Origin of the sequence: Streptomyces sp. DvalAA-14 (assembly GCF_900091855.1) — a bacterium.
Classification (GTDB): Bacteria; Actinomycetota; Actinomycetes; order Streptomycetales; family Streptomycetaceae; genus Actinacidiphila.
Map to the genome: position 1 here is coordinate 1 of NZ_FMCH01000496.1, position 4,306 is coordinate 4,306.

The 4,306-nt window shown below is 71.9% G+C and carries 5 protein-coding genes and 1 pseudogene; 5 read left to right on the top strand and 1 reads right to left on the bottom strand.

Annotated features, from left to right (window positions below):
- Positions 1-416, bottom strand: a pseudogene (locus GA0115240_RS26540) (S9 family peptidase); the annotation flags it as partial.
- 32 nt (positions 417-448) lie between these two features.
- Between GA0115240_RS26540 and GA0115240_RS26545 the strand changes: the two are divergent.
- From GA0115240_RS26545 to ung, 5 genes are all read left to right on the top strand, one after another.
- On the top strand, positions 449-1,267 hold the full coding sequence (locus tag GA0115240_RS26545) for a HipA family kinase (RefSeq protein WP_093740411.1): 819 nt from the start codon (positions 449-451) through the stop codon (positions 1,265-1,267).
- Between the two features lie 38 nt (positions 1,268-1,305).
- A complete protein-coding gene (locus tag GA0115240_RS26550; RefSeq protein ID WP_202451766.1) occupies positions 1,306-1,647 on the top strand; it encodes a DUF3037 domain-containing protein in 342 nt (113 codons plus the stop codon).
- A gap of 170 nt (positions 1,648-1,817) precedes the next feature.
- Positions 1,818-2,579: a 3-oxoacyl-ACP reductase FabG gene (fabG, locus tag GA0115240_RS26555; RefSeq protein WP_093740415.1), complete on the top strand. Its 762-nt coding sequence runs from the start codon at positions 1,818-1,820 to the stop codon at positions 2,577-2,579.
- A 22-nt stretch (positions 2,580-2,601) separates the two neighbouring features.
- A complete protein-coding gene (locus tag GA0115240_RS26560; protein WP_093740419.1) occupies positions 2,602-3,360 on the top strand; it encodes an SDR family oxidoreductase in 759 nt (252 codons plus the stop codon).
- Between the two features lie 160 nt (positions 3,361-3,520).
- Complete coding sequence (gene ung, locus GA0115240_RS26565; RefSeq protein WP_093740417.1) at positions 3,521-4,210, top strand: uracil-DNA glycosylase; 690 nt, start codon at positions 3,521-3,523, stop codon at positions 4,208-4,210.
- Positions 4,211-4,306: the final 96 nt, after the last annotated feature.

Here is a 4,306-nt window from a genome sequence, read left to right on the forward strand (position 1 = left end):
ACCGGGCCGGCGGTGGCGAGCCGGCGGGACGCCGCCCACGGGCCGCCGGCAGCGGCGGCCGGGTCGCGGTCCGGGCCGAGCACCCACAGGGCGCCGTCGAGAGCGAAGGCGACGGTGCGCACGGCGGCGTCGGTGCTGTAGGCGACGATGCCGACCGAACGCTCCCGGGCCCGCTCCCGGCGGACCAGTTCGGCGGCCGGCACCTCGGCCGCGGCGCCGGGCAGGGCGGCGGGATCCACCAGCAGCCGCTCGCCGGCCGCGTCCCGCAGCCACAGGCAGCTCATCCGGTCCTCCGGGCCGCGGGTACGCAGGAACAGCGCGCCGGCGCCGTCCGGGAGCAGGGTGAAGGCGCGGGGCACGCCGAGGGAGAAGCGCTGGGTGCGGGCGAGTTGCCGGGGGAAGGTGATCGTGTCCATAACGGGAGTCTCCACCCGGCTAACCTGGGGGGATGTTGAGAGAAGTCACGGGCATCCGCTATGTGACGCCGCTGCGTGAGGGCGGCTCGGTGCCCGGAGTGGTCGAGGCCGACGACTACGGCACGTACGTCGTGAAGTTCACCGGCGCCGCGCAGGGCCGCAAGGCGCTGATCGCCGAGGTGATCGCCGGCGAGCTGGGCAGGCGGCTGGAGCTGCGGGTGCCCGAACTGGTGCGCTTCGACTTCGACCCGGTGATCGGGCTCGGTGAACCCGACGAGGAGATCCAGGACCTGCTGAAAGCGAGCGGCGGGCTCAACTTGGGGATGGACTTCCTGCCGGGCGCCCTGGGGTTCGACCCGCTGGTCTTCGGCGTGGATCCGGTGGAGGCCGGCCGCATCGTCTGGTTCGACGCGCTCATCGGCAACGTCGACCGTTCGTGGCGGAATCCTAACATGCTGGTCTGGCACCGGAACATCTGGCTGATCGACCACGGGGCCTCGCTCATCTGGCACCACAACTGGAAGTCGGCGGCCGCCGCTTCGGCCAAGCCGTACGATGCCTCCGACCACGCGCTGTCCCGCTTCGCGCCCGAACCCGCCGCAGCGGCGGCCGAGTTGGCCCCGAAGGTGACCGACGACCTGCTCGCCGAGGTGACGTCGCTGGTGCCCGACGAGTGGCTGGTCGACGAACCCGGCTTCGACACCCCCGACGCCGTCCGCCGCGCCTACCGCGAACTGCTCGGCGCCCGCGCCGCCGACATCCACCAGCGGATCACCACCGGGCGGCAGCAGGAGAAGCAGCCACCGCCGGACTGGCTGCGTCCGTGGGTCGAAGGGAAGAACGCCAAGTGAGCGGGCGCGACGTCTTCGAGTACGCGCTGGTGCGCGTGATGCCGCGGATCGAGCGCGGCGAGCTGATCAACGCGGGGGTGCTGGTCTACTGCCGGGCGCAGAGCTACGTCGGCGCCCGGGTGCACCTGGACGAGAGCCGGCTGCGCTGCCTGGACGCGGACGTGGACGTGGAGGGGGTGCGGGCGGCCCTGCGCGGCTACCAGGGCATCTGCGCCGGCGGCGAGCGGGCCGGGCAGGCCGCGGCCGACGACGCGGGCCGCCGCTTCCGCTGGCTCACCGCGCCACGCAGCACCATCGTGCAGCCCGGACCGATCCACACCGGGCTGACCGCGGACGCCGACAAGGAGGCGGACCGGCTGCTGGCGCTGCTGGTGAGGTGAGGTGAGCTGCGGGCCGCACGCCGCGGGCCGTGACCCGGGCGACATCCCCGGTGGTGGGCGTTGACACTGGGTCACGGCCCTCCTACGGTTTCGGCTACGGACCTACTAAGCGGTCGCTCATGCGCGGACGTATGCGCGACCGCCCGCCACACCGGGCTGAGGAGACACAGATGTCCACCACCGAGCAGCGCGTCGCGATCGTCACTGGCGCCGCCCGCGGAATCGGCGCCGCCACCGCGGTACGGCTGGCCGCGGAAGGCCGCGCCGTCGCCGTACTCGACCTCGACGAGGGCGCCTGCAAGGACACCGTGGAGGCGGTCACCGCCGCCGGCGGCAAGGCGGTGGCCGTCGGCGCCGACGTCGCCGACGAGGCGCAGGTGGAAGCCGCGGTCGCCAAGGTCGTCGACGAGCTGGGCGCGCCCACCATCCTGATCAACAACGCCGGCGTGCTGCGCGACAACCTGCTGTTCAAGATGAGTGCCACCGACTGGGACACCGTGCTCGGCGTCCACCTGCGCGGCGCCTTCCTGATGAGCCGCGCGGTCCAGAAGCACATGGTGGACGCGGCGTTCGGCCGGATCGTCAACCTCTCGTCGTCCTCCGCCCTCGGCAATCGGGGCCAGGCCAACTACGCGGCGGCCAAGGCGGGTATGCAGGGCTTCACCAAGACCCTCGCCATCGAGCTGGGCAAATTCGGCGTGACCGCCAACGCGGTCGCCCCCGGCTTCATCGTCACCGACATGACCGCGGCCACCGCGGCCCGGGTCGGCATGGGATTCGAGGACTTCCAGGCCGCCGCCGCCACCCAGATCCCGGTCCAGCGGGTCGGCCGGCCCGAGGACGTCGCCAACGCCATCGCGTTCTTCACCGGCGACGCGGCCGGCTTCGTCTCCGGCCAGGTCATGTACGTGGCCGGCGGCCCGCTCAACTGACAACCGCGAAGGCGTGATCGACATGACTCAGCTCCCCCCGGACAGCGGCCGCGTGGCCCTGATCACCGGCGCCAGCCGCGGTATCGGCTTCGGCATCGCCGAGGCGCTCGTCGCCCGCGGCGACCGCGTCTGCATCACCGGACGCAATGAGGAGGCCCTCAAGGAAGCGGTGGACAAACTCGGTCCGGACCGGGCGATCGGCGTGGCGGGCAAGGCGCACGACGAGGCGCACCGGGCGATCGCCGTCGAGCGCACCATGGAGGCGTTCGGCCGGATCGACTACCTCGCCAACAACGCCGGCACCAACCCGGTCTACGGCCTGCTCAGCGAGCTCGATCTCGGCGTGGTCCGCAAGGTCCACGAGATCAATGTGATCTCCGCCCTCGGCTTCGCCCAGCTGACCTGGAAGGCTTGGCAGCAGGAGAACGGCGGCGCGATCCTCAACATAGCCTCGATCGCCGGCCTGGCGCCCTCGCCCCTCATCGGCGCCTACGGCATGAGCAAAGCCGCCATGATCAATCTCACCGTGCAGCTCGCCGCCGAGATGGCGCCGGGAGTGCGGGTCAATTCCGTGGCCCCCGCGGTGGTGAAGACCCGGTTCGCCGCGGCGCTCTACGAAGGGCACGAGGAGGAGACGGCCGCGGGATACCCGCTGGGGCGGCTCGGACTGCCGGACGACATCGGCGGCGCGGCCGCCTTCCTGCTGTCCGACCAGGCCGGCTGGATCACCGGCCAGAATCTGGTCATCGACGGCGGGCTCTTCCTGCGGGCCGGCGCCTGAGCCGACCTCCCGGCCGCGCCGCGCCACCGCGCCGCGGTCCACCCCGGGTGGCGGCCCCGACTGGCCCGCCACCTGGGGCTTTGCGCTGATCGGCGCGCGTTGTCAGTGGGGGGCGGTACGTTCATGGGCAGCAATGGATCGCTGACCGGAGGTTCCTGACGTGCCCAGCATGCTGCCCGACTCCTGGGAGACCGCGCTCGGTGGGGAGTTGGACAAGCCGTACTTCAAGCAGCTCACCGACTTCGTCGAGCAGGAGCGGGGCGAGCACCGGATCTTCCCGCCGCGCGACGAGGTGTTCGCCGCCTTGGCGGCCACCCCGTTCGACCGGGTGAAGGTGCTGATCCTCGGCCAGGACCCGTATCACGGCGAGGGCCAGGGGCACGGCCTGTGCTTCTCGGTGCGGCCCGGGGTGAAGACCCCGCCCAGCCTGCGGAACATCTTCAAGGAGCTGCGGGACGAGCTGGGTTACCCGCTGCCGGACAACGGCTGTCTGATGCCCTGGGCCGAGCAGGGCGTGCTGCTGCTCAACGCGGTGCTCACCGTCCGCGAGGGCGAGGCCAACTCGCACAAGGGCAAGGGCTGGGAGAAGTTCACCGACGCGGTGATCACCGCGCTGTCGGACCGGCCGGACCCGGCGGTGTTCGTGCTGTGGGGCAACTACGCCAAGAAGAAGCTGCCGCTCATCGACACCGCCCGGCACACCGTCATCCAGGGCGCCCACCCCTCCCCGCTGTCGGCCAAGCTCTTCCTGGGCAGCCGGCCCTTCGGCCAGATAGACGAAGCGGTCAAGGCACAGGGCCACGACCCGATCGACTGGCGCATCCCCGACCTCGGGCCGGCAGCGGGCTAACCCCCGTACTGCTGGCGGCAGATGGTGGCCGCGTCGCTCCCCCGGCGCCCCAGCCGCCGTAGGTCTCGCCCAGATCGCACACCGAGGCGCCGCTGG